The 25,912-nt window shown below is 60.5% G+C and carries 26 protein-coding genes; 5 read left to right on the top strand and 21 right to left on the bottom strand.

Features of this window, described 5'->3' with window-relative positions:
* Window positions 1-229: 229 nt before the first annotated feature.
* The 9 genes from AB4O40_RS09865 to AB4O40_RS09905 all read right to left on the bottom strand — a co-directional run bounded on the left by AB4O40_RS09865 (window position 230) and on the right by AB4O40_RS09905 (window position 7,410).
* The gene (locus tag AB4O40_RS09865) at window positions 230-835 is read right to left on the bottom strand and encodes an START domain-containing protein (RefSeq protein ID WP_056727188.1); all 606 of its coding nucleotides are present in this window, start codon (window positions 833-835) and stop codon (window positions 230-232) included.
* Window positions 836-921: 86 nt separating this feature from the next.
* Window positions 922-1,176 (bottom strand): YkgJ family cysteine cluster protein, encoded by a 255-nt coding sequence (locus AB4O40_RS09870; protein ID WP_056848076.1) that lies wholly within the window; start codon window positions 1,174-1,176, stop codon window positions 922-924.
* A gap of 166 nt (window positions 1,177-1,342) precedes the next feature.
* Window positions 1,343-1,822 carry a hypothetical protein gene (locus tag AB4O40_RS09875; RefSeq protein WP_056727189.1) on the bottom strand — a complete coding sequence of 160 codons (480 nt, stop codon included), beginning with the start codon at window positions 1,820-1,822 and terminating at the stop codon, window positions 1,343-1,345.
* Window positions 1,823-1,902: 80 nt separating this feature from the next.
* On the bottom strand, window positions 1,903-3,342 hold the full coding sequence (locus tag AB4O40_RS09880; protein ID WP_056727190.1) for an aminotransferase-like domain-containing protein: 1,440 nt from the start codon (window positions 3,340-3,342) through the stop codon (window positions 1,903-1,905).
* 281 nt (window positions 3,343-3,623) lie between these two features.
* Window positions 3,624-4,436: an OmpA family protein gene (locus AB4O40_RS09885; protein ID WP_056727191.1), complete on the bottom strand. Its 813-nt coding sequence runs from the start codon at window positions 4,434-4,436 to the stop codon at window positions 3,624-3,626.
* Entirely contained in the window at window positions 4,433-4,789 is a 357-nt protein-coding gene (locus tag AB4O40_RS09890) for a DUF4398 domain-containing protein (protein WP_056727192.1), read from the bottom strand. Before AB4O40_RS09890 ends, AB4O40_RS09885 begins: the two co-directional genes overlap by 4 nt.
* 9 nt (window positions 4,790-4,798) lie before the next feature.
* Window positions 4,799-5,650 carry a substrate-binding periplasmic protein gene (locus AB4O40_RS09895; protein WP_460054753.1) on the bottom strand — a complete coding sequence of 284 codons (852 nt, stop codon included), beginning with the start codon at window positions 5,648-5,650 and terminating at the stop codon, window positions 4,799-4,801.
* 80 nt (window positions 5,651-5,730) lie between these two features.
* Window positions 5,731-6,660, bottom strand: coding sequence for an electron transfer flavoprotein subunit alpha/FixB family protein (locus tag AB4O40_RS09900; RefSeq protein ID WP_056727194.1), 930 nt, complete (start codon window positions 6,658-6,660; stop codon window positions 5,731-5,733).
* The gene (locus tag AB4O40_RS09905) at window positions 6,661-7,410 is read right to left on the bottom strand and encodes an electron transfer flavoprotein subunit beta/FixA family protein (protein ID WP_007987229.1); all 750 of its coding nucleotides are present in this window, start codon (window positions 7,408-7,410) and stop codon (window positions 6,661-6,663) included.
* A 548-nt stretch (window positions 7,411-7,958) separates the two neighbouring features.
* Between AB4O40_RS09905 and AB4O40_RS09910 the strand changes: the two genes are divergently transcribed.
* Entirely contained in the window at window positions 7,959-9,623 is a 1,665-nt protein-coding gene (locus tag AB4O40_RS09910; RefSeq protein WP_056727195.1) for an electron transfer flavoprotein-ubiquinone oxidoreductase, read from the top strand.
* A gap of 198 nt (window positions 9,624-9,821) precedes the next feature.
* Here AB4O40_RS09910 and AB4O40_RS09915 read toward each other — a convergent pair whose 3' ends face one another.
* Window positions 9,822-10,712: an AraC family transcriptional regulator gene (locus tag AB4O40_RS09915; protein ID WP_056727196.1), complete on the bottom strand. Its 891-nt coding sequence runs from the start codon at window positions 10,710-10,712 to the stop codon at window positions 9,822-9,824.
* A 191-nt stretch (window positions 10,713-10,903) separates the two neighbouring features.
* Here AB4O40_RS09915 and AB4O40_RS09920 point away from each other — a divergent pair, with 191 nt between their 5' ends.
* Entirely contained in the window at window positions 10,904-11,956 is a 1,053-nt protein-coding gene (locus AB4O40_RS09920; protein ID WP_460054748.1) for an NAD(P)-dependent alcohol dehydrogenase, read from the top strand.
* Here AB4O40_RS09920 and AB4O40_RS09925 read toward each other — a convergent pair.
* The 6 genes from AB4O40_RS09925 to AB4O40_RS09950 form a co-directional block, all read right to left on the bottom strand.
* Window positions 11,953-12,756 (bottom strand): IclR family transcriptional regulator, encoded by an 804-nt coding sequence (locus AB4O40_RS09925; RefSeq protein WP_056727198.1) that lies wholly within the window; start codon window positions 12,754-12,756, stop codon window positions 11,953-11,955. The genes AB4O40_RS09920 and AB4O40_RS09925 overlap by 4 nt on opposite strands.
* 60 nt (window positions 12,757-12,816) lie before the next feature.
* A complete protein-coding gene (locus AB4O40_RS09930; RefSeq protein WP_056727199.1) occupies window positions 12,817-14,127 on the bottom strand; it encodes an MFS transporter in 1,311 nt (436 codons plus the stop codon).
* Between the two features lie 172 nt (window positions 14,128-14,299).
* Entirely contained in the window at window positions 14,300-15,448 is a 1,149-nt protein-coding gene (dgoD, locus tag AB4O40_RS09935; RefSeq protein WP_008047041.1) for a galactonate dehydratase, read from the bottom strand.
* A 48-nt stretch (window positions 15,449-15,496) separates the two neighbouring features.
* Window positions 15,497-16,117: a 2-dehydro-3-deoxy-6-phosphogalactonate aldolase gene (locus tag AB4O40_RS09940; protein WP_460054743.1), complete on the bottom strand. Its 621-nt coding sequence runs from the start codon at window positions 16,115-16,117 to the stop codon at window positions 15,497-15,499.
* 19 nt (window positions 16,118-16,136) lie between these two features.
* Window positions 16,137-17,129 carry a 2-dehydro-3-deoxygalactonokinase gene (locus tag AB4O40_RS09945; protein ID WP_460054741.1) on the bottom strand — a complete coding sequence of 331 codons (993 nt, stop codon included), beginning with the start codon at window positions 17,127-17,129 and terminating at the stop codon, window positions 16,137-16,139.
* Between the two features lie 213 nt (window positions 17,130-17,342).
* Complete coding sequence (locus tag AB4O40_RS09950) at window positions 17,343-17,825, bottom strand: GNAT family N-acetyltransferase (RefSeq protein ID WP_056727202.1); 483 nt, start codon at window positions 17,823-17,825, stop codon at window positions 17,343-17,345.
* Between the two features lie 199 nt (window positions 17,826-18,024).
* Between AB4O40_RS09950 and AB4O40_RS09955 the strand changes: the two genes are divergently transcribed.
* The 3 genes from AB4O40_RS09955 (at window position 18,025) to AB4O40_RS09965 (ending at window position 20,035) form a co-directional block, all read left to right on the top strand.
* Window positions 18,025-19,230 (top strand): MFS transporter, encoded by a 1,206-nt coding sequence (locus tag AB4O40_RS09955; protein WP_056727203.1) that lies wholly within the window; start codon window positions 18,025-18,027, stop codon window positions 19,228-19,230.
* Between the two features lie 81 nt (window positions 19,231-19,311).
* Window positions 19,312-19,635 (top strand): hypothetical protein, encoded by a 324-nt coding sequence (locus AB4O40_RS09960; protein WP_056727204.1) that lies wholly within the window; start codon window positions 19,312-19,314, stop codon window positions 19,633-19,635.
* 19 nt (window positions 19,636-19,654) lie between these two features.
* Window positions 19,655-20,035 carry a Rho termination factor N-terminal domain-containing protein gene (locus AB4O40_RS09965; RefSeq protein ID WP_460054736.1) on the top strand — a complete coding sequence of 127 codons (381 nt, stop codon included), beginning with the start codon at window positions 19,655-19,657 and terminating at the stop codon, window positions 20,033-20,035.
* A 161-nt stretch (window positions 20,036-20,196) separates the two neighbouring features.
* On the opposite strand, the gene araH is transcribed toward AB4O40_RS09965, so the two are convergent.
* The 5 genes from araH to AB4O40_RS09990 all read right to left on the bottom strand — a co-directional run bounded on the left by araH (window position 20,197) and on the right by AB4O40_RS09990 (window position 25,901).
* A complete protein-coding gene (araH, locus tag AB4O40_RS09970; protein ID WP_460054734.1) occupies window positions 20,197-21,165 on the bottom strand; it encodes an L-arabinose ABC transporter permease AraH in 969 nt (322 codons plus the stop codon).
* A gap of 12 nt (window positions 21,166-21,177) precedes the next feature.
* Complete coding sequence (gene araG / locus AB4O40_RS09975) at window positions 21,178-22,722, bottom strand: L-arabinose ABC transporter ATP-binding protein AraG (RefSeq protein WP_056727206.1); 1,545 nt, start codon at window positions 22,720-22,722, stop codon at window positions 21,178-21,180.
* Between the two features lie 64 nt (window positions 22,723-22,786).
* The gene (locus tag AB4O40_RS09980) at window positions 22,787-23,791 is read right to left on the bottom strand and encodes a substrate-binding domain-containing protein (RefSeq protein ID WP_056727207.1); all 1,005 of its coding nucleotides are present in this window, start codon (window positions 23,789-23,791) and stop codon (window positions 22,787-22,789) included.
* 142 nt (window positions 23,792-23,933) lie between these two features.
* The gene (locus AB4O40_RS09985; protein ID WP_460054730.1) at window positions 23,934-24,752 is read right to left on the bottom strand and encodes an SDR family oxidoreductase; all 819 of its coding nucleotides are present in this window, start codon (window positions 24,750-24,752) and stop codon (window positions 23,934-23,936) included.
* Between the two features lie 273 nt (window positions 24,753-25,025).
* The gene (locus AB4O40_RS09990) at window positions 25,026-25,901 is read right to left on the bottom strand and encodes an SMP-30/gluconolactonase/LRE family protein (protein ID WP_414917629.1); all 876 of its coding nucleotides are present in this window, start codon (window positions 25,899-25,901) and stop codon (window positions 25,026-25,028) included.
* Window positions 25,902-25,912: the final 11 nt, after the last annotated feature.

Raw genomic sequence — 25,912 nt, forward strand, 5'->3', positions numbered from 1 at the left:
CGATCAACGGCAGCATTGCCATTGATAACTACCCTCATCCCGACTCTTTCATCCTGCATTCAGCAATACACAGGGTGTTACGGGAGAGCCGGCGAATTGTCTTGGAGAGTGGGTGAAAATTTCGTGCAACGCATATCCAGAAACAAATTAAAGCCTGCGCAGCGGTCAAAAACGCAAACGCCCCGATCGAGTCGGGGCGTTACGAAGTCACCTCAAAAGCGCGAGACATTTACTTCTCGGCGCGTTCCTTGAGGGCTTTCAAGGTATTGAACGGGGCATCCACCACGAACTTGTTGGCCACCATCGACGGCACGCTGCCGCCCGGCTCAGTGTGCACCTGATAGGTCACTTCGATCTGGTCGCCCTTGGGGACGAACTTCCAGAAACCGTCGACCTTGGCGACCCGGACGAAGCCTTTTTCTTCAGGAATGTACTTCGGTACGCCTTCAAGCTTGCGGGTCAGGCTGCCATCGGCGCCTTCGATGGTGGTGACGTGCAACACCGAATCACGGGGAGTAACCGGCCACGGGGTGTTGAACTGGGTGTAGGTCCAGCTCTGGTCACCTTCGTGCTTGAGCAGCTTCTGGGTTTTGCATTCGTGAATCCAGGCGCAGGCTCCGGGCACGTCTTCCTGCAACGCACGCAGCTTGGCCATGGTGGTCTTCATCAATGTGACGCCCTGGTAAGCCTTGTAGTCGGAGCCGGCCACTTCACTCAGGGAGATCTTGATGCCGTCTTCGTCCTTTTTGACTTTCCAGTCTTCGGCCTGGGCCGTCGAGGTAGCCAGCGCAACCGTCAAACCACACAACACAGCCATACGATGCAGCGAACCCATAGTCTTATTCCTTATTGTTGAAGTTCCGTTCGTTGGGCTTGCACCTCCGATCACCTTCAGGTTTTTCGGAGGTGCAAGCCCACACATCACGCCGCCGTCATTTGTTCCCACCAGCCAATCAACCGGATAGCCTCTTCGCTGCTGCTTCCGCACACCTCGGGGTCGGCCTCGAAGGCAGAACACACCGTCGGCCGTTCCGGCTGGCCGAAAATACTGCAAAGGTTATCGGAGGAAAGTTGCAGGCAACGCTGCCCCGCGGCCTTGCCGTTTGGCATACCGGGAATCGGCGAACTGATGGAAGGGGCAATGCAACAAGCGCCACAGCCCTCACGGCATTTCATGACGACAAGCTCCTCGCGACGAGCAATGTGTTAATGGACGGGGCACAGAGTACCCGCTTAAACAGTTGTTTTAAATTACCTGCGAGCGGGTTTTTCAACGCAAACGGGCATGACCGGCCAGTCTCCGACAAAGCGTCTGGCCTGCGGCTCGCGGATCCTGACGGGGTTACTGCTTGAACTCGAAATCCAGTGCCGCGCCTTCGACCTCGTGGCGTTCTTCATTTCGCAGTTGCAGCTGCATTTCGTTGCTGAGCAGGCGGCCATTGAGCTGGAACTCGCTGCTGCCGCTTTTGTCACCGAACATCTGGGGTAACAACGGTTCACGCCTGACCAACGGCACCGTTCCGACCGGCTTGAGCTCTTGAACCATATCCTTGGGCAAGCTCAGGTCCAGCTTGGCAGATGGAAGCTCGGTCTTTACCACCTCGCTGGCCGGTTTCGATTTGGAGGCAATGGGCGGACGCTTTTTCACGGGCGCAGCCTGCTTACTCGCCGCCGAGGCTTTTTTTACAGGTGCGGTGTCTATCGGTGCGACGTGGAAACTGCCGGTTGCCTGATCCTGCTCGGTAGCCGCCACGACGGATGCCGGTTGAATACTCGCAATCAGGCAGAGCAAAAGCCAGGCGGCAGGAAAAGTCGGTTTCATGTATCCAACGGTGGGTGCAAACGGCAGAGATGCATATGCTGGCCTGTTGCAGCCCACAAGACAAGCGTAGTCGCAGCCTGTTACAAACCGACGGCCATCTCCTGGCAGAGTTGGGTGGCCAGCATGCCCAGGGTCATCAATGCGCGCTCGGCTTCACGGTTCCACGGGATGCCGCAGTTGAGCCGGATGCAGTGATTGAATTGCTCGGTATTACTGAAGATCAGTCCCGGCGCGATACTGATGCCCTGCTGCAATGCCCGCACGTGCAACTCTTGCGTGTTGACCCGCCCCGGCAGGCTGACCCACAGAATGAAGCCGCCGGTAGGCCGGGTCATCTGCGTGCCTTCCGGGAAATACTGCTGCACGGCCAGCTGGAAGGCACTGAGGTTTTTCCGGTATTCCTGACGGATGAAACGCAAATGCCGGTCGTACCCGCCGTTTTCCAGGTACGCGGCAATGCCCATCTGGGTCACGCTGCACGCGGAATGCGTACTGAAGGTCTGCAAGCGCTGGATCTCCTGCTGGTACTTGCCGGCAATCATCCAGCCGATCCGCACGCCAGGCGACAGGGTCTTGGAGAAGCTCGAGCAATAGATCACCCGGTCCAGCCGATCGTAGGCCTTGAGGGACTTGGTGCGCCCCTGCTCGAACATCAACTCACCGTAGATATCGTCTTCGACAACCTGGATATCGAAGTCCGACGCCAGGCGCAGCAATTGTTTCTGCCGCTCCTCGGGCATGGTGCCGCCCAATGGATTGCTCAGTCGGGTGGTCAGCACCAACGCCTTGATCGACCATTGGTTGGCCGCCAGTTGCAGGGCTTCCAGGCTCATGCCCGTGGCGGGATCGCTGGGGATCTCGATGACCTTGAGGCCCAGCAGGTCAGCCAGTTGCAGCAAGCCGTAATAGGTCGGCGACTCGGCCGCGATCAGATCGCCCGGACGGGTCAGCACGCGCAGGGACATCTGCAGCGCATCGACACAACCGTGAGTGATCACCACCTCCGACGGATCGACCACCACGCCGGCATCGCGCATGCGGATCGCCACCTGTCGGCGCAACGGCTCGAAACCGGGGCTGAACATGTAGCTGAAGGCCCGCGGGCTATGGAAACGGGTGACCTTGGCCAATTGCTGATGCAGTGCCCGCACCGGCAAATAGTCGACACTCGGCACCGCAGCGCCCAGCGGGAAGACACCTTCACGACGGGATTCGACCAGCACTTGCTGAATGATGCTGCTGCGGGTGACCAGCCCGGGGCGCTCGACCCGGGCGATGTCCGGCGTCGGCGCGGTGAGTGCCGGCGTCTGGTGCACGTAGTAACCCGACTGCGGCCGGGCGCGGATCAACCCTTGATCTTCGAGATTGGCATACGCCTGCAACACCGTCGCATGGCTGACATTGAGTTGCGAGCTCATCTTGCGCACCGAAGGCACGCGCTCCCCCGGCTGATAGACCCCACGGCGGATGTCTTCGGCCAGTTGTTGAGCAATACGTTGATAGAGCAAAAGGTTGGTCATGACGCAGCACTCGATTTCACGGGCATTTTATTCTTGTGTGAAACAATACCGGAACAGTTTAGAAGTGTACGGGAACAGTTGCCACAATAGTCGACCGTACAGTGCAGTGTCAGCAAAATCTGTACTGTTTTGTGCGGTAATCGGCAGGCAAAAAAAACCCGGCGCTGCATGGCAGGCCGGGTTGTAGGAGCTGTCGAGTGAAACGAGGCTGCGATCTTTCCAGCCCCACTTGAGTATCAAGAGCAAGAGCAAGATCAAAAGATCGCAGGCTCCGCCAGCTCCTACCGGGCGGCGCCGAGCTGGCCCTTTTCGTCGGAAAACACAATTTCCACCCGACGATTCTGCGCCCGACCCCGTTCCGACGCATTCGCGTCCACCGGATACTCGTCGCCATAACCTTCGACCTGGATGCGCTTGTCGTCGATACCCAGGTCCATCAGCACGTCAGCCACCGATTGTGCGCGGTCGCGGGACAGCTTGAGGTTTTCCTGCTTGCCCCCGGTACTGTCCGTATAACCTTCGATCCGCACCACACGCTTGGGGTTGAGTTGCAGGAACTGCACGATCTTCAACACCACACGGTTGGCCGACGGCTTCAATTCCGCTTCGCCGGTGTCGAACAGCATATCGCCCAAGGTCATCACCAGCCCGCGGTCGGTCTGGCTAGTGGTCAATGCAAGGATCTGCTCCTCGAGCCATTTGCCTTGCTGCTGCACGCTGAACAGTTTGGACTCACGCAGTGCCAGTTGCAGGCGCTGCCGTTCCAGTTCGAGTTTTGCCGCCTGCTCTTCGTTAAGCACCTGATTGGTGTGTTCCCGGGCAATGGCGCTGTAGCGCTGGCTCAGGTAGGCGTAATGCACCACGTCCGAACCGCTGCCCCAATAGCTGGACAGGCGATCGGCACGGGCCAGGGATTCACCGGCGCGAATCACGTCCTTGGGGGCGATTCGCAGTACATTGGAGTCTTCCTTGACCTTCTGAAAGTCGGCACCGGCCTGCTGCAACGCGGACTCGCTGTGCTGGCTGGCGCAGCCAAAGAGGCTCACGCAGCCTGCCAGGATCAAACCGCCGAGGGCTTTGCTCTTGAGGCTCATTGGGCATCTCCCAGTTGCTTGCGCAGGCGGGCGATGCGGGTGTTGAGCACGTTCAACTGTTCCTCGCTCTTGGCCGTCAACACCTTGGCTTCAGCCAGGCGCGCATCGAGTTCGGCCTGTTCGGCCCGCATGCGTGCGTTTTTGAAGGATTGATCGGTCATGTTGCCCTTGGCGCGGTTGAACTTGTCTTCGGCCAGTTTCATTTCCGGCACATCGTCTGCCGTGGCGCCCACGGCCTTGGCCTGTTCGAGTGCCTGTTCGGTCAGGCGAATCTGTTCATTCGGCGCAGGATCGGTTGCACAACCCGCCAGGGCGGCAAAGGCCACGGCAGCGAAAAGAGGTCGAATACTCACTGAAAATCCTTACTGTTTTGGGGTACTGACGGGTTGTTGCTGGGGGATTGGCTGTGGTTGTGAGCGTTGTGCTTTCCATCGCTCGATATTGCGCATCAGCACGGCCTCCGTCAGTCCGGACGCGGGCAATTCTGTCATCTTTTTGGCCAACTGTCCGCGCAACCACGGATCGTTGCAGGCCGAGTCATGGGAAATCGCCAGGTACAGGCCAGGTTTGTCGACCGGTTGTGAGCGTGCGATCAGATCAGCGGCCATGCCCAGTGTCTGTGCAGTCGCCATGCCCGAGTAACGCCCTGCCAGTACAAACTCGACCTCGCCCAACAGCAGTTTCTGAAAGGCCTGGGTCAGGTTGGACGTGCGCGTGAGGGTCAGTTGCTGCCCGGCAAAGGTGCTGAATTGCGCGGTCAATCGGGCCTTTTCCGACACGGCACCGAGATGGCCGTGCAGGTCCTGTGCTTCGTTGTAGACCAGGGTCGAGTCCTTGCGAGTCCAGACCAGATAGTCGTTTTCCAGCAAGGCTGGATGAATGTAATCCAGGGTTTCCAGCTCGCTGACGGTCAACGCCGCGTCCGCCAGCATGTCCATGCGCCCACTGCGCACTTCGTCCAGGGCCTGGGCGCGTTTGCCGGCATAAAGCAGTTCGACCTTGAGCCCCAACTCCCCCGCCACTTGCTGCAGCAAATCGGCGCTGGCACCGATCAGGTATTTGGGATTCTGCGGGTCTTGCCACAGGTACGGTGGCGCATCCGGGCTGCCGGTGACCACCAGGCGCTCGCATTTACCCGCGGCGACAGACAGTGCCGGCATAGCCGACAGTCCCAGCAGCAGCAACGACCAGCCGCACAGGCGACGCAGATCCATGGCATCACACTCCCATTCAAATCCGGAACAAAAAAAAGCCCGACCAAAAGGCCGGGCTCTTTATAAGTGAAGCAGCCGGATTAGACCAGCTTCTCCAGCTCAGGGATGGCTTCGAACAGGTCCGCCACCAGGCCGTAATCGGCCACCTGGAAGATCGGCGCTTCTTCGTCCTTGTTGATCGCAACGATCACTTTGGAGTCTTTCATGCCGGCCAGGTGCTGGATCGCGCCGGAGATACCGACGGCGATGTACAGCTGTGGAGCAACGATCTTGCCGGTCTGACCGACCTGCATATCGTTCGGTACAAAGCCTGCGTCGACCGCGGCGCGCGAAGCACCGACGGCAGCGCCCAGCTTGTCGGCCAGGGCGTACAGGTGTTTGAAGTTGTCGCCGTTCTGCATGCCGCGACCGCCGGAAACGACGATTTTGGCAGCGGTCAATTCCGGACGATCGGACTTGGCCAGTTCTTCGCCAACGAAGCTGGAGATGCCAGCGTCGTGGGCAGCAGCAACAGCTTCAACGGCAGCGGAGCCGCCTTCAGCTGCAACCGGGTCGAAACCGGTGGCACGCACGGTGATCACCTTGACCGCAGCGTTCGACTGAACGGTAGCGATGGCGTTACCGGCGTAGATCGGACGCTTGAAGGTGTCGGCGCTTTCTACCGAGATGATCTCGGAGATCTGGTCAACGTCCAGTGCAGCGGCAACGCGCGGCAGGATGTTTTTGCCGTTGGAAGTAGCGGCAGCCAGGATGTGGCTGTAGCCCTTACCCAACTCTGCAACCAGAGGAGCAACGTTTTCCGGCAGCTGGTGAGCGTAGGCAGCGTTATCGGCCACCAGCACTTTAGCCACGCCAGCGACTTTCGCAGCGGCTTCAGCCACGGCGCCAGCGCCCTGGCCGGCAACCAGAACGTGGATGTCGCCACCGATTTTGGCGGCAGCAGCAACGGTGTTCAGCGTGGCCGGGGCCAGCACTTTGTTGTCGTGTTCAGCAATAACCAAGATAGTCATTTAGATTACCTTCGCTTCGTTTTTCAGTTTCTCGACCAGTTCAGCCACCGACTTGACCTTGATACCCGCGCTGCGTGCAGCCGGCGCTTCGACTTTCACAGTCTTGTTGGTGGAGGCGGTGGAAACGCCCAAAGCATCCGGAGTCAGCACTTCGAGAGGCTTCTTCTTGGCTTTCATGATGTTTGGCAGAGACGCGTAGCGCGGCTCGTTCAAACGCAGGTCAGTGGTGACGATGGCCGGCAGTTTCAGGGAAACTGTCTGCGCGCCGCCGTCGATTTCGCGGGTGACAGCTACGCTGTCGCCGCTGATTTCGACTTTCGAAGCGAACGTACCCTGACCGTAGCCGCTCAATGCAGCAAGCATCTGGCCAGTCTGGTTGTTGTCGCTGTCGATGGCCTGTTTGCCAAGGATCACCAGCTGAGGCTGTTCCTTGTCGACAACAGCTTTCAACAGTTTGGCAACAGCCAGGGAAGTCAGGTCTTCGGCGGACTCGACGAGGATGGCGCGGTCGGCACCCAGAGCCAGCGCGGTGCGCAGTTGCTCTTGAGCGGTGGACGGGCCTACGGAGACGACGACGATTTCAGTCGCAACACCCTTCTCTTTCAGGCGTACGGCTTCTTCCACGGCGATTTCGCAGAACGGGTTCATCGACATCTTGACGTTGGCAAGATCGACGCCGGAATTGTCCGCCTTGACGCGAACCTTGACGTTGTAATCCACAACGCGTTTGACAGCTACAAGAACCTTCATGGATTCCTCGTTACTCTCCGGTGAAAAGAAAGTCGCCTAGGCGAACCTGGCGGTTGATGCTCATCGGGCGCAAGGGCACCTCCAAAAACGCCGGCAAAGCTGTCAAGTGACCATCGCTCATGATCTGGATGACCGTTCGTCAGTGGTGACTGACGAGTCATTCAACATCGCGGCGTGTAAACTGCACATCAAACCCGCGCAGCACATCACTCTCTACTGCCATCGCCCTGTCTTTAGAGGTGCTCTTGAAACCAACAGTCAGCCTACGGCGAGCGCAAAACCGCCCGTATCTTGACCGGAACGCCTATTCCGGTCAATACGCCAAAATGGCCGTTCATAAGGCGCGTGACTTTGATTTCTCTGGCCTTGAGCCAATTCAAACAAACGTTTGTATTGGACGCTGAGAGTGGTGTAGATATAATGCGCCACCAAAAGAGAAAGGTGGTCAATCGATTGTCCTCTTCCGGCGTTGCGCCGGGATTCATGGATGCGACACCCGACTTCCAAATTAGAAAAAAAACTGTTGAGCCTTGAGTAGGAGATAACCTGTGGAACGCGAATACATGGAATTCGACGTGGTCATCGTCGGTGCCGGCCCCGCTGGTCTTTCCGCCGCTTGCCGCTTGAAGCAGAAGGCCGCTGAAGCCGGTAAGGAAATCAGCGTCTGCGTGGTCGAAAAAGGCTCCGAAGTCGGTGCTCACATCCTGTCCGGCGCCGTGTTCGAACCACGGGCCCTGAACGAACTGTTCCCGAACTGGAAAGAACTCGGCGCGCCGCTGAACACGCCGGTAACCCGCGACGACATCTTCGTTCTCAAGAACGCTGAAAGCGCGCAGAAAATTCCAGACTTCTTTGTGCCCAAGACCATGCACAACGAAGGCAACTACATCATCTCCCTGGGCAACCTGTGCCGCTGGCTGGCCCAGCAGGCCGAGAACCTGGGCGTGGAAATCTACCCGGGCTTCGCCGCTCAGGAAGCGCTGATCGATGAGAACGGCGTGGTTCGCGGGATCATCACCGGTGACCTGGGCGTCGACCGCGAAGGCAACCCGAAGGAAGGCCTGTACACCCCCGGCATGGAACTGCGTGGCAAATACACGCTGTTCGCCGAAGGTTGCCGCGGCCACATCGGCAAGCAACTGATCAAGCGCTTCAACCTGGACACTGACGCTGATGCCCAGCACTACGGCATCGGCCTGAAAGAAATCTGGGAAGTCGATCCGGCCAAGCACCAGCCTGGCCTGGTGGTGCACACCGCCGGTTGGCCGATGGACATCATGGGCACCGAGAACACCGGTGGCTCGTTCCTCTACCACCTGGAAAACAACCAGGTCGTGGTTGGCCTGATCGTCGACCTGTCCTACAGCAACACCTACCTGTCGCCGTTCGACGAGTTCCAGCGCCTCAAGCATCACCCGGTGCTTGCCCAGTACCTGGAAGGCGGCAAGCGCATCAGCTACGGCGCACGTGCCATCAGCAAGGGCGGCCTGAACTCGCTGCCGAAAATGGTATTCAAGGGCGGCGCGCTGATCGGTTGCGACCTCGGCACCCTGAACTTCGCCAAGATCAAGGGCAGCCACACTGCGATGAAGTCCGGCATGCTCGCCGCTGAATCCGTGGCTGACGCGCTGTTCGCCGAGAAGGATGGCACCGAAGAGCTGACCACCTACGTCGACGCGTTCAAGAAGAGCTGGCTCTACGAAGAACTGTTCGCCAGCCGCAATTTCGGCCCGGCGATCCACAAGTTCGGCGCCATCGTCGGTGGCGGTTTCAACTGGCTGGACCAGAACATCTTCGGCGGCAAACTGCCCTTCACCTTGCACGACACCAAGCCGGATTACGCTTGCCTCAAGCTCGCGGCCGACTGCAAGAAGATCGACTACCCGAAACCGGACGGCAAACTCAGCTTCGACAAATTGAGCTCGGTGTTCATCTCCGGCACCAACCACGAAGAAGAACAGCCGTGCCACCTGAAGCTGACCGACCCAAGCATCCCGATCAGCAAGAACCTGCCGCTATACGATGAACCGGCACAGCGTTACTGCCCGGCCGGCGTGTATGAAGTGATCACCAAGGAAGACGGCGAGAAGCGCTTCCAGATCAACGCCCAGAACTGCGTTCACTGCAAGACCTGCGACATCAAGGACCCTGCACAGAACATCACCTGGGTGACACCGGAAGGCGCTGGCGGCCCGACTTACCCGAACATGTAAGCCGAACCGCTGAACATCAAGGCTCCCGACATGGGGGCCTTTTTGTTGCCCGCGATTCAAGCCACACCACAAGACAAATGTGGGAGCGGGCTTGCTCGCGAATACGGTTGATCCTTCACCATTTATACTGACTGACACACCGTTTTCGCGAGCAGTCGGATCGCCGCACCGCCGCCCCCACAGGGGATTGGCGGTGAGTCAGGCTGCACGCTCGTCGCCAGGATTACGCTCGAAGTACCTTTTGTACTCGCGACTGAACTGCGAAGTGCTCTGATACCCCACCCGATGCGCCACCTGCGCCACGCCCAACCCCTCCCCCACCAACAACTGCTGCGCCCGCAGCAGACGTAATCGCTTCAGATACTGCACCGGCGACAACAAGGTGCTGCGCTTGAAATGCTCGTGAAAGGTCGATGCACTCATGTTCGCGCAACTGGCCAGGGTCTCGACGTTCAACGGTTCGGCAAAATGCGCATGCAGATGACTGAGGGAGGCCGCGATCCGGGCGAACTGCCCCTGCTGCTCCACCAGTGCTCGCAATACATCGGCTTGCGGACCGCGCAATGCGACGAACAGCAGCTCACGCAAACGCGCTTGCCCCATGATCTGGCATTCCAGCGGATCGTGCAGGCAACGCAACAATCGTTCGACACAACCACGCATCGCATCATCGAGCACTGCGCAGGTCATGGACTCAGGTGTTTGCGCCGGAATATGCCGCCCCGGCGCCAGGCCCATCGCCAATACCAACTCGCCCAGCATCACCCGGTCGATCGCGACCGACACCCCGAGCATTGGCCCGTCCGGCGCGGCAAAGGTTTCACACTCGAAAGGCACCGGCAGCGCCTGAATCAGGTAGTGCCCTGCGCCATATTCCAGGGTGCGCGGCCCCAGGTACGCCAGTTTGCTGCCCTGGGCGATGATCACCAGGCTCGGCTCGTAGATCTGCGGCCCACGGGCCACATCGCAGCTGGCCCGCAGAACCTGCACGCCCGGCAAGGCAGTCGGGACGAAACCGTCGCGAGTGGACAGCGGCTCGATCAGCGAAACCAGGGTGGCATTGGCATCAAGGTGACGGGTTAACAGCATCGGGGCACTTCACAGAAAAAATCGCGGAAAAAGGGACGAAAGCATCATCGCAGATCCGCGGACCAATGCGACGGCTCACACCCGCATGCCGGAGGAATAGGCATGACACCCGGAGGAATCACCATGGCCGGTACAGGGTTCGGCGCCCAGAATGCGCCACCTCACCCGTCAGCGCTTTTGCGAGGTTCACCATGTACACCGCCATCGGATACGCCGCCCAGTCGGCCACCACTCCCCTTGCCCCCGTGAAATTCGAACGTCGCAGCCCAAGGCCTGACGACGTTGCCATCGAGATTCTCTACTGCGGCGTCTGCCATTCCGACATCCATCAGGCCCGCAACGAGTGGGGCATTGCCGTTTACCCGCTGATGCCCGGCCACGAAATCGTAGGCAAGGTGACCGCCGTCGGTGCGAAAGCCACCCAGCACAAAGTCGGCGATCTGGTCGGTGTCGGCTGCATGGTCGACTCGTGCCGCAGCTGCGAAGCCTGCCAGGCCAACCTGGAGCAATACTGCCTCGAAGGCCCGACCCTGACCTACGCCACCCCGGATCGGGTCGACGGTAGCAACACCATGGGCGGCTATTCCGACAGCGTCGTGGTCAGCGAGCACTTCGTGGTGCGCATTCCCAAGTCACTGGACCCGGCCAGCGCCGCGCCGATCCTGTGCGCCGGCATCACTACCTACTCGCCGCTCAAGCACTACGGCGTGAAGGCCGGTGACAAGGTCGGGATTCTCGGCATGGGTGGCCTGGGCCACATGGGTATCAAGTTCGCCAAGGCCCTGGGCGCGCAAGTGACGCTGTTCACCCGCTCGGCAAGCAAGGCCGAAGAGGCTCGCCGCCAGGGTGCGGACCATGTGATCGTGTCCACCGATGACGCGCAGATGCAGGCTGCCGCCGGTCACTTCGATTTCCTGCTCGACACCATTCCGGTGCAGCACGACCTCAACCCATACCTCGATACGCTGCGTTTCGACGGCGTGCATATCCTGGTGGGGTTGATCGAACCGGTGGAGCCACCGGTGCATGCCGCCAAACTGGTATTGGGGCGTCGCGTGCTCGCCGGCTCGCTGATCGGCGGCATCGCCGAAACACAGGAAGTGCTGGATTTCTGCGCCGAGCACAACATCACCTGCGACATCGAGATGCTCGACATCCGCCAGATCAACGAGGCTTACGCCCGCATGATCGCCGGTGACGTGAAATACCGCTTCGTCATCGACATGGCGACCCTCAAGGTTTAAACCTTAAGGCCAAGCTCCGCCGACAGCCGGGCCGTGACCCCTTTGATCAGGGGAATCAGCTCGGCCATTTTTTCCAGCGGCATATACGGTACGGTACTGGCGATGCTGATACCGGCGACGATGCGTTTGCTGGCATCGCGGATCGGCGCGGCTACGCAGCGGATCGACGGCTCGTTGTCTTCCAGGTCGAAGGCATAACCGCCGGCCACGTACTCGACCATGCGCTGCTCGAATTGCTCCCAGGATTGCTCCGGGTGCTGCGGCCAGAACTGGTTTTTCCCACCCACCGGCAGGCTGACTTCGTACAGGCGCTGCCACTCTTGCGGCGAATCATCGAGCATCAGCGCCTTGCCGATCCCGGTGCGCGCCAACGGCATGCGATGGCCGACCCGCGAACGCATTTCCGGACCATTGCGCCCCGGATTCTTGTGCAGGTACAGCACTTCGTCACCCTCACGAATCGCCAGGTGAATGGTGTCGCCGGTCAACGCCGACAACTCATCCAGATACGGCCCGGCCAGGGTCACCAACGGCAACTCTTCACGGGCCTGAAAGCCCAACTCGATCAGTTTCGGCCCCAGCAGATAACCGACTTGCGGCACCACCCGCAGATAACGCTCATCCACCAGGCAACTGGCCAGGCGATGGGTGGTGCTGCGCGTGGTGCCAATCAGCCGGGCGATTTCCTTGAGATCCCGGGCGCCGCTGGCCACGGCGTGAACCACACCCAAACCGCGAAGCAGGGTCTGGGTGCCGGTCGGCGCGGCGTCCTTGGCGATTTTTGGGGCGTCTTCCTGCATATCCAGCCTTTACCGTTGAGCGAGTGAACGGGCGGCATTATGGTCGCCCGAATGCCACGACTACAACTTGATACGCTCGACCTTGCCCACCAGCAAGATGTAGGACAGTGCGCCAATCAACGCCAGCACCGAAATGTAGGTGATTGCAGGGGCAAAAGAATCACCCGTCGCGAGGAAGCCGATCACGATAGGCGTGGCAATCGCCGACAGGTTGCCGATGAAGTTGAACACCCCGCCGGTCAGCCCGAGCAAGCGCGCCGGAGCCAAGGTCGACACCAGCGACCAGGTAATCGAGGCCAGGCCATTGCCGAAGAACGCCAGCGCGAGGAAGGCAATCACCAAGGGCGTCGACTCGACAAAGTTGGCGCCAATGATCGAGGTGGAAATCAGCAGGCCGCTGATGATCGGCAACTTGCGGGCGAAACCCACCGTGTAGCCGCGACGGATCAAAAAGTCCGAGAAGAACCCGGAACACAGCACACCGACAAAGGCCGCGAGAAACGGCAGCGACGCCAGCAGGCCGGATTTGATGAAGTCCATGCCGCGATACTTCACCAGGTAGGTCGGGAACCAGGTGAGGAAGAACCACAGGGTCGAGTTGAGGCAGAACTGCCCAAGGTAGATGCCCCACAGCTTGCGCTTGGTCAGGACGATCCCCAGGTCGGTCCAACTGAACCTGGCTTTGACCTTGGCCTGTTCGGCCTGGATATCCACCAGCCCGCCGCCCTCGCGGATCAGATCAATCTCTGCGTCATTGGCGCCTTTGAAATCCCGTGGTTCGCGATACACCGCGTACCAGATCACCGCCCACACAATGCCCACCGCTCCGGTGGCGACAAACACCATGTGCCAGCCGAATTCGTGCTGCAGCCAGGCCAGCACCGGCGTCAGGAAGGCCAGGCCGACGAACTGCCCGGAGGTGTAGAAACCGATGGCCGTGGCGCGCTCGCGCTCCGGGAACCAGGTGGTGACCACGCGGCTGTTGATCGGATAGGCCGGCGCTTCCAGGGCACCGACCGCCATGCGCAACACGAACAGCGCGATGAAGCTGGCGGCAAAGCCGAGCATCACCGTGGCCACCGACCACAGCAGCAAGGCGACGCTGTACAGAATCCGTGGCGGCACGCGGTCCACCAGCCAGCCGCCGGGGATTTGCATGGCGGCGTAGGTCCAGCCGAACGCGGAGAAGATCAGGCCGACGTGGATCGGGTCGATGCCCAGGTCACTGGTCAATGCCGGGGCGGCAATCGACAGGTTGCTGCGGTCCAGGTAATTGATCACCACAGTGATGAACAACAGCACCATGATGAAAAAACGCTTGCGGCTGGGCGTCACCAACGACGCCTGCCCGGTGAGGGTTTGCGGTTGCATGAGGGGTGCCTCTTCTTATGGTTATTGAGGTCAATTTTGAAGACTTGCACTACCCCCCCTGTGGGAGCGAGCTTGCTCGCGATGACGGCGGCACATCCGGCATTGATGTGACTGACAGGACGCTATCGCGAGCAAGCTCGCTCCCACAGGGGTTCAGTGGTGTGTCAGGCACTCACCACTCGGCAAAACTGCCATCGGCATGGCGCCAGATCGGGTTGCGCCAGCGGTGGCCGATGGCGGCGCGTTCGATCACGTATTCCTCGTTGATCTCGATGCCCAGGCCCGGGCCGTTCGGGATCTTCACGAAGCCTTTGTCGTAGTCGAACACCCGTGGGTCTTTGACGTAGTCGAGCAGGTCGTTGCTCTCGTTGTAATGGATGCCCAGGCTCTGTTCCTGGATGAACGCGTTGTAGCAAGCCGCGTCCAGTTGCAGGCACGCCGCCAGGGCAATCGGGCCCAGCGGGCAATGCAGCGCCAGCGCCACGTCGTAGGCTTCGGCCATGTTGGCGATCTTGCGGGTTTCGGTGATGCCGCCAGCGTGGGAGGCATCCGGCTGGATGATGTCGACGTAGCCTTCGCTGAGCACACGCTTGAAATCCCAGCGCGAGAACAGGCGCTCACCCAGGGCAATCGGCGTACTGGTCAGCGGCGCCAGTTCTTTGAGCGCTTCGTAGTTTTCGCTGAGCACCGGCTCTTCGATGAACATCAGCTTGTACGGATCAAGCTCCTTCATCAGCACCTTGGCCATGGGCTTGTGCACCCGGCCATGGAAGTCCACGCCAATGCCGACGTTCGGGCCGACGGCATCGCGCACGGCAGCGACGTTGGCCAGGGCCTGGTCGACCTTGTCGAAGGTGTCGAGGAATTGCAGTTCTTCGGTGCCGTTCATTTTCACCGCGGTAAAACCACGCTCGACCGCTTCTTTCGCCGCCCGCGCGGTATCCGCCGGACGGTCGCCACCGATCCACGAATACACACGGATCTTGTCCCGCACCTGGCCACCCAACAGGTCGCTGACCGACACGCCCAGCGCCTTGCCCTTGATGTCCCACAAGGCCTGGTCGATACCGGCCAGGGCGCTCATGTGGATCGCGCCGCCACGGTAGAAGCCGCCGCGATAGAGCACGGTCCAGATGTCTTCGATGTTGCGCGGGTCCTTGCCGATCAGGTAGTCGGACAATTCTTCAACGGCAGCGGCAACGGTGTGGGCGCGGCCTTCGACCACGGGCTCGCCCCAACCGGTGACGCCCTCGTCGGTTTCGACCTTGAGGAAGCACCAGCGCGGCGGAACGATGAAGGTGGTCAGTTTGGTGATTTTCATCTTTTGGCTCTCTTATTAGATGCAGCGCGCTCGGCGCTCAAAGAAGTCTTAGCGAAGGGTTTTCCAGGCAGCGACGTAGGCCTCGGCATTGGCCGCTACTTGCGCTGGCGTCATGCCCGGTTTGAACAGGCCGGAGCCGAGGCCGAAACCTTTGACGCCGGCGTCGATGAACGACTGCATGTTGTCCGGCGTGATCCCGCCGACCGGCGCCAGAAGGGTTCCGGCCGGCAACACCGCGAGCCAGGCTTTGACGACTGCCGGGCCCATCTGCTCGGCCGGAAACAGCTTCAGCACATCGGCGCCTTCAGCCAGTGCCGCGAAGGCTTCAGTCGGTGTGGCGACTCCCGGCGACAGGTACAGCCCTGCCGCTTTCGCCGCGCGCAAAACCTTCGGATCGCTATGGGGCATGACGATCACCTGGCCGCCCGCGGCTTTCACTTGTTCGACCTGCTCCGGGGTCAACACAGTGCCGGCACCGATCAGGCAATCGGCGGGCAAGGTACTGCGCAGGATGCGGATACTTTCGTAGGGCTCAGGGGAATTGAGCGGCACTTCGATGACGCGAAATCCGGCGGCGTACAGCACTTCGCCGATGTCCGCCGCTTCCTGCGGACGCAGGCCACGCAGGATCGCGATCAGGCCGTTTTGCGCCAGGGCTTGTTTGAGCATGTCAGGACTCCAGTCAGGTTTAACGGGATGCGGTGCACGTGACCAGGCCGGCAGCCAGCGCCAGTTGCCACAACCCGCGTTCGGTGGCCTGTTCGGCCAGGATCACCCGGGCAAAACCGCAGGCGTCGAGCGCACGGCTGTAGCGGGCACAGAGTTGGGTGTTACCGATGAGGATGATCGAAGGCAGATGCACGCTGTTGCGCCGGCGCCGTTGCACGTTGGCCAGCGCCACCAGCTCGTGGCCGATCAGCAGGCCGGACAGATAGTCCGCCTGGGCGGTGGCGCTCAACTCGCCGGTCAGCCCGAGACTGCGGGCGCTGAACAGGGTCGACAGCGGACCGATGTCACCGTCCGCCGACAACGCGACCCGCACGCCGCGATCAAACGCATCGCCATCGAAAGACCCGCCACATTGCTGGGTGCGTCCGAGAATGCTGTGTTGACTCAGCACAGCGAAGACTTCGCCGGTCATGAAAGTGTCGAAGTGCATGATGCAGCCGTCGGCCACTTCCACCCATTTCGAGTGGCTGCCCGGCAAGCCGATCAGCAGATCAGCGCCCGCCTCGCTCGCCAGGTTTTGCAGCACGCCGAGCACCTGGGTTTCTTCGCCGCGCATCACATTCGGCAAAGACGAACGCTCAATGACGCCGGGCACGATGTGCACATCGACGCCGCGCAGGCTGCGCACGGTTTGCAAGGCAGTACCGAGCGTGGCGACATTCGCCGGCGTATCGCGGTAGGCCGCTTCGCGCCAGCCCTGGGCGCTGCCGACCATGCCGCAGGCAATCACCGGCAGATCCGGCTGGGCATCGAGCCAGTCGCCGCAAGCCTCATCGAAGGCCAGTTCGAAACCACCGGTGCATTCCCGGCCGCCAATGATTCGCGGCGCTTTCGGCAGCTGCATGATCCCCGACGACAGCGAACGCTGTTCGAGCACTTGGCCGCCTTCAGCCAGTTTGTAAGCACGTAATGAGGTTGTCCCCCAGTCGAGCGCGATCAATTGCGCCTGCATCGCTTCACCTGTTTTGGTTTTTGGCAGTGAGTGAGCGGGACTATAAACCTGAGACGGGACATATCTCAATATATAAATATCAATCCCATATTGTGAGACGCAACAAAAAAAGATCGCAGCCTTCGGCAGCTCCTACACGGGATCGTCCGCCGCGGTTTGGCGGTGTACATCGATCCGTAGGAGCTGCCGAAGGCTGCGATCTTTTAAGAAGTTTCAGTTACCCGAAGCAAAATCCCGCAACACCGCCCCATCCATCCGATAGCGCACCCACTCCTCCTGCGGCTGCGCCCCCAGGGATTTGTAGAAATCGATGGCCGGTGTATTCCACTCCAGCACGCTCCACTCGAAACGGCCACAGTCGTTGGCGCAGGCGATTTTCGCCAGTTGCCGCAGCAGGGTCTTGCCCGCACCGCCGCCGCGCTGTTCCGGGGTGATATAGAGGTCTTCGAGGTACAGGCAGTTGCTGCCAAGCCAGGTGGAATAGCTGAAGAAGAACACCGCGAAACCGATGGGGGCACCGTCGCGCAGGCAAATCAGGCCATGGGCGGTGGCGCCTTCGCTGAACAGGCTGCGCTCGATATCGGCAACGCTGGCGATGACTTCATGGCGGGCACGTTCGTAGTCGGCCAGTTCAGTGATGAACGCGAGGATTTGCGGTGCGTCACTGGGGGTCGCCGGGCGGATTTCGATCGTCATGGACGTGCCTTGTCAAAAGTGGAAAACGCCATACTAAGTCGGCGCGTGACGTGTGGCGAGAGAGCTTGCTCACTGGCCACAAATGCGCTCATTACTCCGGCCAACACTAACCCTGGAATCGATAACCTCGGACCTAACATTTGGGCACTGCGTGGTTAGATAGCCGCGCTGCTCATTCAGCCGGTCAAGGAACCGCGTCATGTCTACCGCAATACCCCCAGTTTCAAGCAAGCTGTTCGGCCTGTTCTGCCTCGCCAGTTACCTGTTGTCGTTGTCCTACGGTTCGACGTTTTTGCTGTCGTTGTTGATTGGTTCGCGCGGCGGTAACGAACACGACGCCGGCAGTGTGATTTCGGCGGCGATGCTCAGCACCTTTGCGGCGGTGATTGTTTCCGGTCATTTGTCCGACTTGCTCGGCGCCGCCCGATCGGTGGCGTTGTTCGGTGTGTTGCTGGTAGCAGCCAGCCTGGGCTTCGCCCTGACCCCGGGCTTCGGTCACCTGCTGTTGTTTTTCGGGCTGCTGCTGGGCCTGGGCTGGGGCGTGTTCTACACCCTGGGGCCGATCATCGTCGCGAGTCTTGTGACTCCCGCGCAGCGCGCCAAATACTTCGCCCTGTTGTCGGGCAGCATGATGACCGGAATCGGCAGCGGCCCTTTGCTCGGCCGCGCGGCGAGTGCGCTCGGTTATCCGGTGACGGCGGCGTTTTACCTGGCGGCGCTGGCCAGCCTGATCGGCGTTTTGCTGTTCTGGCGCCTGGATCGACAACTGAAACAGACGCCCGCGCAATCTGGCAGCGTGTCGCGGATTTCCTGGCGTGCAGCGACTCAGGTGCTGTCGTCCAGGGCCGTTTTCCCGATCATCATGGTTGGCCTCGGCGGCTGCGTGTTCGGTGGTCTGTCGAGCTTTCAAACCAGTTACGCGGCGGCGCACTCACTCGACTATTCGCTGTTCTTCCTCGGCTTCATGAGCGCGGCGATCAGCGGCCGCATGCTGGTTGCCGGGTTCGTGGTCAAGCGCGATCCGTTCCGTGCGTCATGCGTACTTTCGGGGTTGATGCTGGCATCGATCGTGATGTTCGGTTTTGTCGTCGACAGCAGCTTCAGCTATGTGCTCGCGGCGGTGATGCTCGGGATCGGTTATGGCCTGACCTACTCGGTGATCAACGGCCTGGCCGCCAATGAAGCGCCGAACGGCAGCACCGCGCAATCCCTGCTGCTGTTCAGCCTGTCGTACTTCATCGGCGTGTTCGGTTTTCCATTGCTGGCCGGGAAAATCATCGTCGAACAAGGCATGCCCACGCTGTTGCTCACGGTGTTGGCGGTTGCCTCGCTCAACTGGCTGATCACCGTGGGCCGATTGATCTGGCGCAGGGCCACAGCAGTCAGGGCACTGGAACAGGCTTGAGCCGTTCGTCGCTGACAATGCACCCATCCGGATCGAGGGCGGACTAATCAGGTAAGGACTCTACTCGTTGGAGACACCGCCATGACCCTGTCCAGGTTGACCGCCCTCGTTCTCACTGCGCTTTTGTCCGCAGCCTCCTTCGCCGGGACCATCGGCTCGAGCACCGGCCCGACCAATCCGGTGGAAAAACCCAGGGCTCCCGCCATCCAGAGTGCCCCCGGCATGAACACCGATGGCACGACGATCGACCATAACCTGCCGCCCGCCACCGGCACCGACCCGCGGATTCAAGGCAATGACGCGGGACGTAAGGGCGGGCCGAACCTGCCGGAGAAAAAAACACCCGGCAGTGGTGGCCTCGGTTCAAGCACCACCGAGGACGAGGAAAGCAACATGAGCCAGTAATGAAGCCAGGAGAAATCCCATGCCTCGTGGAAGCAAAACCAAATACACCGCTGAGCAAAAACGCAAGGCGCAACACATCGAAGACAGTTACGAAAACAAAGGCGTCTCAAAAGACGAAGCAGAAGCCCGCGCCTGGGCGACAGTCAACAAGCAGTCCGGCGGCGGCGAGCGGGCCGGCGGTTCGGGACGCAAGAAGCCGGCCAGTGCAAAATCGGCCGATTGCAAGGAGTCGGCGCGTCGGGCGGTGGCCACTCGTGAGGGACACTCGCGTGGCAGCAGGGCCTCCAGAGAGACCCAGACGGTCGATAGCTTGAGGAAGGAAGCCCGGGCCAAGGGTATTCCGGGAAGATCGGGGATGCGCAAGCAGGAGTTGATCGAGGCGTTGCGCAAGGCGGGTTAAGGCCAACTGTTTTGTACACGGTCCAATGTGGGAGCGGGCTTGCTCGCGAAGACGTCAGCACATCCAACATCGATGTGACCGACAGATTGCTTTCGCGAGCAAGTCGAATCGTCGCACCGCCGCTCCCACAGGAGATCATCTGTACCTTCAGACTTCGGTGGTCAACGCTGCTTCAGGCGGTCAATCACAACGGCCAAAAGCAGAATCGAACCCCGAATCACATACTGATAAAACGTATCGATGTTCTTCAGGTTCATCGCATTTTCGATGATCGCCAGAATCAACACCCCGGCGATCACGTGCCGGATCATGCCGATCCCGCCACTCAACGACACCCCGCCCAGCACGCAGGCCGAGATCACCGTCAGCTCGAAACCCTGGCCGATCATTGGCTGGCCGGAGGTCATGCGCGACGCCAGGATCACCCCGGCCAACGCGCCGATCACACCGTGCACGGCGAAGATGATGATCTTGGTCCGGTCGACATTCACACCGGCCAGCAGCGCCGCTTCCTGATTGCCGCCAATAGCCATGGTGTTGCGCCCGTAGGTGGTGTAGTTCAGCAGCCAGCCGAAGAACAGAAAGCAGACGATAGTGATCAGGATCGGTACCGGCACGCCAAACATCTGGCCGTTACCGAACACGAAAAACGATTCCTGGGACACCCCCACCGCTTTGCCATTGGCGAAGATGTAGGCCAGGCCACGCACGATTTGCATGGTCGCCAGCGTGGTGATCAGCGCGTTGACCCGCAGCTTGGCGATCACTATCCCGTTGATCAGCCCGACGATCAGGCCCATCACCAGCGCCGCACAGACACCGAGAAACACACTGTTGGTATCGCGCATCACCACCGCCGCAACCACCCCGGCGCAGGCAATCACCGAACCCACCGACAAGTCGAAATGCCCGGACGCCAGACAATACAACATGGTGCACGCAGCAATCCCGGTGGTGGAAATCGCCAGGCCCAGGCCACGCATGTTCAGCGGTGAAAGGAAGTTGTCGATCAGCAAGGTGCAGGCGACAAAAATGCCGACCGCAGCCAGCAGCATCACCCAGTCATCGAGGAAGCGTTGCAGGTCCAGCGGTTTGCGTGTAGTCGGCAGGGTGTTGTTTTGGGTTGTCATCATAGTCACCTCTCAGTTCGCCACGCCGTCGGCGCGTTGGCGCGGCAAAGCCAGTTGCAGCAGGTTGGATTCGTTGGCCTGTTCGCGGCTCAGCTCGCCACGCAGGGCGCCTTCGCACAGCACCAGGATGCGGTCGGAAATGCCCATGACTTCCATCAAGTCGCTGGACACCACAATCACCGCGATCCCCTCGGCGGCCAGGTTATGGATGATCTGGTAGATCTCGGCCTTGGCACCGATGTCGATGCCGCGAGTGGGTTCGTCGAGCAGCAGCACCTTCATCGGCATCGACAGCCAGCGGCCGAGAATGGCCTTCTGCTGATTGCCACCGGACAGGTACATGATTTTCTGCGCCGCGTTGGGCGTCTTCACTTTCAGCGCCCTGATCTGCTGCTCGGCGTTGTCCTTCTCCCACAGGCCGCGCAACAGGCAACCGAAGGTGGAGTGAGCGCCGCGCGCACTGATGTTGATGTTCTCGGCGACGCTGGCCAGCGGCAGGATGCCTTCCTTCTTGCGGTCCTCGGGACACAACAGGATCCCGGCGGCAATCGCGTCCCGGGGTGAACGCAGCTTCAGTTCATGGCCTCGAAGTTTCAGCTGTCCGGCGCTGTTGCGCGCCAGGCCGCTGAGCAGGCGCAACAGCTCGGTGCGTCCAGCACCGACCAGCCCGAACAGCCCGAGGATTTCACCTTTGTGCACCTCAAAACTCACCGGTTCGCGCAACCCCGGCCCGAGCAGGCCATCGACCTTGAGAGCCACCGCGCCGCGCTGGCGTGGGCGGTAATCGTAGATGTCCTGGATGTCGCGCCCGACCATGCAGGTGACCAGTTGATCGTGGGTCAGCTGGTTCATGTCGTCGAAGGTGCGCACGTAACGCCCGTCCTTGAACACCGTCACCGCGTTGCAGATGCGGAACACTTCTTCCATGCGGTGGGATACGTAGAGCACCACTTTGCCCTCGTCCCGCAGCCGGCCGATGATCGCCATCAAGCGGTCGATCTCCCGTGCCGAAAGGCTGCTGGTGGGTTCGTCGAAGGCAATCACGTGGGCGCCACGGGACAACGCCTTGGCGATTTCCACCAGTTGCCGCTGGCCGAGAGACAGGCGTCCGACTTTCTCTTGGGGGTCGATTTCATCGGCCAGGCCTTTGAGACATGCCAGTGCCTGCTGGCGCAGGGTACTGCGATTGATCAGGCCGAAACTGGCGGGCAGATGCCCGAGAAACAGGTTCTCGGCCACGGTCATTTCCGGCACCAGATGCAGCTCCTGGTGGATCACCGCGACGCCACTGCCGATGCTGTCGGCGGTGGACTTGAAGTCCATCGTCCGCTCGCCGATCTGCAAGGCACCGCTGCAAGGCGTGTAGGCCCCGCCAAGGATTTTCAGCAGTGTCGACTTGCCGGCGCCGTTCTCGCCCATCAAGGCATGAACCTGCCCCGGATGGGCGACGAAGCTGATGTTGTCCAGCGCCTTCACCCCGGGAAAGGTCTTGCCGATCCCGTTGAAGCGCAAGCTGCCGGTAAGGCTGTGTTCCTGTTGGATTGTTTGCGCGTGCATAACCACCTCTTCACACCGATCAGGCAGCCCCGCCGCCGGGGCCACCGCTGAAATCAAACGGCTGTCAGTTCCACAGGCCGATCTTTTCCAGTTCCTGCTTGAAGTTGTCGCGGGTGATCAGCGTCACGTCATCCATGGCGGTGTACTTCGCCGGTTCTTTGCCAGTGGTGACCCACTCGTACATCATGCTGGCGGTGTTGTAGCCCTCGATGTGCGGGCTCGGCAGCATCGAACCGTAGAAGCCGCTGTCGGGTTTCTTCAGCTCGCCGATGGCGTCGGTACCGTTGATGCCGATGCCGATCACGTTGGCCGCGGCAAAACCGGCGCTCTCGGTGGCGCGCACACCGCCCAGGACGGTGTTGTCATTCATGCCGCCGATGATCAGGTTCTTCGCCGCCCCCGGCAGTTTCACCAGGGCCGAGTTGGTGGCGTCCATGCTGCCCGGCACGTCGAGGGTCTTGAGGGCCGCGAACAGGATGTGGTCTTTCGGCATACCGGCATCTTCCAGCGCTTTGACCGAACCGTCGGTGCGCTTCTTGCCGGTGTCGAGTTCGTTGTAGGTGTTGATCACCGCATAGGTGTCTTTCCAGTCCCAGCCGCGCTTCTTCGCTTCGGTCGCCATGGCATGGCCTTGTTTCTGGCCGACTTCGAAGGCAGCCATGCCGAGGTACGGCACGTCTTCCATGAACTTGCCGCCGGCATCGACGAAACGGTCATCGACGGCGATCACTTTCAACCCGTTGAGCCTGGCCTTGGCCATGATCGCAGGTCCCAGGGACACGTCCGGCGGGCAGATCACGAACCCCTTGGCGCCGTTGGCCGCGAGGCTGTCGATGGCCGAAAGGGTTTTCTCGCCGTCCGGCACGGCGATCTTGATCAGGGTGAAGCCCTTCTCTTTCCCGGCCTTTTCGGCAAAGGCCCACTCGGTCTGGAACCAGGGTTCTTCCGCCTGCTTGACCAGGAAACCGATCTTCACTTCTTCGGCTGCCAGCAGCGTGCTGCTCAGGCTGAACGCCGAGACCGCCAACGCGGCACAGCAGAGGGAACGGATAGCATGACGACGATTCATAAGCTGACTCCTTGTTATTTTTCTTGAGCGTTCTTTGAAAGCGTTCTTTGTTAACCAGCGGGCAGTAAAAACACACCGCCAATAGTCATATCGTATGATGATTGGATTTCAGGCGTACCAAGGCGCCTGAAAGCCCGATCACTCAGTCGTGGTACATCACCGAGCGACCACCATCGACGGTGATGCACGAGGCATTGATGAACGGTGCTTCATCACTGGCCAGGAACACGGCGGTCATTGCCACTTCGATCGGCTGCCCGATGCGGCGCGGCGGGTGCAAGTCGAACGCGCGCTGGCGTTCGGCGTGGGGGTCGGCAAAACCGTTCCAGTAATCGACGTTCAACTGGGTTTCGATGTAGCCCGGCGCGATCGCGTTGACGCGCACACCCTTGGGCGCATATTCGATGCCCAGCGCACGGGTCAGGCCGAGCAGGCCATGCTTGGCCACCGGGTACGGGAAGCACCCCGGAATGATGTGGGTGGAATGGGTGGATGCGATATTGATGATGCTGCCGATGCCCTGCTCGATCATCTGCGGCAGCACTGCCTTGCAACCGTACCAGGCGCCATCGAGGTCGATGGCGAAGCAACGACGCCAGTCTTCTTCGGTCATTTCCAGCGGATCGCGAAACACGTTGACCCCGGCGCAGTTGACCAGCACGTCGATCCGGCCGTGCAGGTCGATCGCCAGCCGGGCCATGGCGTGCAGATCCTGCTGACGCGACACGTCAGCTTTTATTGCCACCACATCGGCGCCCTGGTCCCGCCAGTGCGCCGCGACCTTCTCGACTTTCTCGGCCTGAATGTCGCTGATGATCAGCCCGGCCTGCTGGGACGCGAAGGTCGCCACAATCGCTTCGCCAATCCCCTGGGCGGCACCGGTCAGCAATACGACCTTGCCTTTCAGGCGTTCGCCCTTGGGCGGTTCGGGCACTGGTGGCAATGACAGTGGTTCAGCCATGGATCAAGACTCCTGTTCGAAGACACGACGAAAACCGGGCATCTGTCGATGTCCGGTCAAAAGGCGCTGGGTAGGAAACAGGTGAGTGCGAAAACGTTTCAGCTCGGAAACGCCCTGAGGCACTGGCTCCGCAAGGGAACACGGGGAAACTTCGCTGCATCACTTCACCTGTTTTGTTTTTTTAAGTGTGAGTGCATGTAACTGGTGGGGCCGACTATAAACCCGGCACGCAGAAAATCTCAATATATATATTTACATCCCATATTTTGGGATTTACCCAGCGAAGCGAGTACAGTGCTTCCCGGGCACATCTACCGGGATCGACAACACCGCCCCGTCCAACGGATGGCCCAGCGGACTCGCCGCGCTGGTGATGTACAGGGTTTTCAGGTCTGCACCGCCAAACACACAGCTGGTGGGGCGACTGACCGGCAGCTCGATGATTCGATCGACCTTGCCGTCCGGGCTCAACCTGAGCAGGCAGCTGCCGTCCCAACGGGCATTCCAGATAAAACCTTCGGCATCTATCGCCGAACCGTCCGGGCCGCCACGCCCGTGCGGACCAAACCAGACCTGCGGCGCATCGAGGGCACCGTCGGTACGGATGAAATGTCGATACAAGGTGCCGTCGAGGCTGTCGCCGAAATACACGCTGGTGGCGTCATCGCTCCACAGCAGCGTGTTGGGAATGCCCAGATTGCGCAGCAACGGCGCAACCCGCCCGTCGCGATCGATGCGGAACAACCCACCGGAACGACGGACGATGGGCAGGTCTTCGCCGTTTACGCCGATGTTGTTTTGCATGGTGCCGAGCCAGAGCAGGCCCTGGGCGTCGCAGCGGGCTTCGTTGGGGCGATTGCCCGGTTGCGGATCGGCCACGCAAAACAATGTCAGGCGCGGCGCCAGGCCGGGTGAATCGAGATCGAGGCGATACACGCCGCTGCTCAATGTCACCAAGGCGTCGCCGCTCTCACAGGGAATGAACGCCGACACGTGCTCCGGCATCTGCCATATCTGCACGTTGGCACCGATCAATCGCAGCGCCTGTCTGCCGGCGATATCCACCCAGTACAGGGCTTGGGTGGGGGCATCCCAGAACGGGCCTTCGCCCAGTTGTGCCCGATGTTCGGTCACCGCGGTCCACGCCATGAAACCTCCTG

This window comes from Pseudomonas sp. S2_F07 (assembly GCF_054668325.1).

Coding starts and splice junctions, on each gene's coding strand:
- AB4O40_RS09865 (WP_056727188.1), bottom strand. CDS start 835: ATGGGTTCGCTGCATCGTATGGCTGTGTTGTGTGGTTTGACGGTTGCG.
- AB4O40_RS09870 (WP_056848076.1), bottom strand. CDS start 1,176: ATGAAATGCCGTGAGGGCTGTGGCGCTTGTTGCATTGCCCCTTCCATC.
- AB4O40_RS09875 (WP_056727189.1), bottom strand. CDS start 1,822: ATGAAACCGACTTTTCCTGCCGCCTGGCTTTTGCTCTGCCTGATTGCG.
- AB4O40_RS09880 (WP_056727190.1), bottom strand. CDS start 3,342: ATGACCAACCTTTTGCTCTATCAACGTATTGCTCAACAACTGGCCGAA.
- AB4O40_RS09885 (WP_056727191.1), bottom strand. CDS start 4,436: ATGAGCCTCAAGAGCAAAGCCCTCGGCGGTTTGATCCTGGCAGGCTGC.
- AB4O40_RS09895 (WP_460054753.1), bottom strand. CDS start 5,650: ATGGATCTGCGTCGCCTGTGCGGCTGGTCGTTGCTGCTGCTGGGACTG.
- AB4O40_RS09900 (WP_056727194.1), bottom strand. CDS start 6,660: ATGACTATCTTGGTTATTGCTGAACACGACAACAAAGTGCTGGCCCCG.
- AB4O40_RS09905 (WP_007987229.1), bottom strand. CDS start 7,410: ATGAAGGTTCTTGTAGCTGTCAAACGCGTTGTGGATTACAACGTCAAG.
- AB4O40_RS09915 (WP_056727196.1), bottom strand. CDS start 10,712: ATGCTGTTAACCCGTCACCTTGATGCCAATGCCACCCTGGTTTCGCTG.
- AB4O40_RS09920 (WP_460054748.1), top strand. CDS start 10,904: ATGTACACCGCCATCGGATACGCCGCCCAGTCGGCCACCACTCCCCTT.
- AB4O40_RS09925 (WP_056727198.1), bottom strand. CDS start 12,756: ATGCAGGAAGACGCCCCAAAAATCGCCAAGGACGCCGCGCCGACCGGC.
- AB4O40_RS09930 (WP_056727199.1), bottom strand. CDS start 14,127: ATGCAACCGCAAACCCTCACCGGGCAGGCGTCGTTGGTGACGCCCAGC.
- dgoD (WP_008047041.1), bottom strand. CDS start 15,448: ATGAAAATCACCAAACTGACCACCTTCATCGTTCCGCCGCGCTGGTGC.
- AB4O40_RS09940 (WP_460054743.1), bottom strand. CDS start 16,117: ATGCTCAAACAAGCCCTGGCGCAAAACGGCCTGATCGCGATCCTGCGT.
- AB4O40_RS09945 (WP_460054741.1), bottom strand. CDS start 17,129: ATGCAGGCGCAATTGATCGCGCTCGACTGGGGGACAACCTCATTACGT.
- AB4O40_RS09950 (WP_056727202.1), bottom strand. CDS start 17,825: ATGACGATCGAAATCCGCCCGGCGACCCCCAGTGACGCACCGCAAATC.
- AB4O40_RS09955 (WP_056727203.1), top strand. CDS start 18,025: ATGTCTACCGCAATACCCCCAGTTTCAAGCAAGCTGTTCGGCCTGTTC.
- AB4O40_RS09960 (WP_056727204.1), top strand. CDS start 19,312: ATGACCCTGTCCAGGTTGACCGCCCTCGTTCTCACTGCGCTTTTGTCC.
- AB4O40_RS09965 (WP_460054736.1), top strand. CDS start 19,655: ATGCCTCGTGGAAGCAAAACCAAATACACCGCTGAGCAAAAACGCAAG.
- araH (WP_460054734.1), bottom strand. CDS start 21,165: ATGACAACCCAAAACAACACCCTGCCGACTACACGCAAACCGCTGGAC.
- araG (WP_056727206.1), bottom strand. CDS start 22,722: ATGCACGCGCAAACAATCCAACAGGAACACAGCCTTACCGGCAGCTTG.
- AB4O40_RS09980 (WP_056727207.1), bottom strand. CDS start 23,791: ATGAATCGTCGTCATGCTATCCGTTCCCTCTGCTGTGCCGCGTTGGCG.
- AB4O40_RS09985 (WP_460054730.1), bottom strand. CDS start 24,752: ATGGCTGAACCACTGTCATTGCCACCAGTGCCCGAACCGCCCAAGGGC.
- AB4O40_RS09990 (WP_414917629.1), bottom strand. CDS start 25,901: ATGGCGTGGACCGCGGTGACCGAACATCGGGCACAACTGGGCGAAGGC.